This window comes from Gemmatimonadales bacterium (genome assembly GCA_036265815.1).
Taxonomy (GTDB): Bacteria; Gemmatimonadota; Gemmatimonadetes; order Gemmatimonadales; family GWC2-71-9; genus CAVVWJ01.
The window spans coordinates 1-1,688 of the sequence record DATAOI010000079.1; the positions used below are offsets into that span (position 1 = coordinate 1).

At 64.6% G+C, this 1,688-nt stretch carries 1 protein-coding gene; it reads right to left on the bottom strand.

Annotation, left to right across the window (positions count from 1 at the left end):
* On the bottom strand, positions 1-1,688 hold a 1,688-nt coding region (gene ftsH / locus VHR41_16550), incomplete at both ends, for an ATP-dependent zinc metalloprotease FtsH (protein HEX3235809.1).

Genomic DNA, 1,688 nt, shown 5'->3' on the forward strand with positions numbered 1-1,688 from the left:
CTCAGGATGCGGGCAACCTCGGCGTCAATGAGCGTCGCGGTGGACTCGCTGTACGGTCGGCTCGTACCGAAGTATGCTTCGCCGCCGCCCAGCAGCGGATTGCCCTCGGGGGCCAGTGCCACGGGGCCGATTTTTTCACTCATGCCCCAACGAGTCACCATCTGGCGCACGATGCTGGTGGCCTGCTGCATATCGTTTTCAGCCCCGGTAGTTCGGCTGCCAAACACGACTTCCTCCGCGGCCCGGCCGCCCATTGCGCCCACCACTCGGGAACGAAGGTATTGCTCGTCATAATTGTGACGGTCATCCGTGGGCCGCTGGTAGGTGACACCGAGCGCCATTCCGTGCGGCACAATCGTCACCCGGTGCACCGGGTCGGCCTCGGGCATCAATAGACCCAGCAGCGCGTGACCGCCCTCATGGTAGGCCACGCGCTGACGCTCCTCGGCGCTCAATATCAGCGGGCGCGCCGGTCCAAGAACGATCTTCTCGAGCGCGTCCATGAAGTCCATCTGGCGCACCGCGTCCATGCCGCGGTGGGCGGCCAGGAGCGCGGCTTCATTCACGAGGTTTTTCAGGTCGGCGCCCACGAGTCCTGAGGTCGAGGCCGCCAGGTCGTGCAGGTCCACCTCCGGGTTCAATGGCACAGATCGCGTGTGGACGCGCAGGATCGCCTCGCGGCCCACCGTGTCGGGAGCCTGAATAGCGATGCGCCGATCGAATCTGCCGGGCCGCAGAAGCGCCGGGTCAAGCACCTCAGGTCGGTTCGTAGCGGCGAGGACAATCACTCCGCCCTGGGTGCTGAAGCCATCCATCTCAGTCAGGATCTGGTTCAGCGTCTGTTCCTGCTCGCTGTTCCCGCCGCTATAGACGGCTCCGCCCCGCGAGCGACCAATGGCATCGAGCTCATCGATGAAAATGATCGCCGGCGCGGCGGCCTGGGCCTGCCGGAATAGGTCGCGGACCCGGCTGGCGCCGACGCCCACGATCATCTCTACGAATTCACTGGCGCCCATACTGAAGAACGGCACTGCGGCCTCGCCCGCTACGGCCCGGGCGAGCAGGGTCTTGCCCGTTCCCGGAGCGCCCACCAGCAGCACGCCTTTGGGCGCTGTGCCCCCCAGTCGCGTGTACGATCTGGGGTCTTTCAGAAAGTCGACAATCTCGACCAGCTCCGCCTTGGCCTCGTCGATCCCGGCAACGTCATCGAACGTGGCCTTGTTGTCGCCGGGAGCCGTCTGGTCGTACCGCTTCGCTCGACTCTTGCCCAGGCCGAAGATGCCGCCTCCGGCCGACCCCGCGGCGCGACGGGAAAGCCAGATGAAGCCGCCAATCAGGAGGAGCGTGGGGCCAAAGCTGAAGAGAAGCGTCGTGAGAGGACTGCGAACTTCGTCAACCGGCTTCGCGTTGATGACCACGGCGTGCTCGTTGAGCAGGGACTCCAGCCCTGGATCGGCAAATGCTGGTTGAACGGTGGAGAAGTCCGAGACCTGGGCCGCCTTCTCAGCGTCCGGTGGGTAGGGCACCGGGGACCGGAAGGATCCTTGAATCGTATCCGCTCGTGAGCTGATCTCCGCCACGTTATCCAGGACCACCTGCTGCTTGAAGAGCGTGTATGAGACCTCGACGCGCTGTGGCTTTCCGGGAAACAAGAACGTGATGAAGACGAAGTTCGCCGCCAGCGTCAC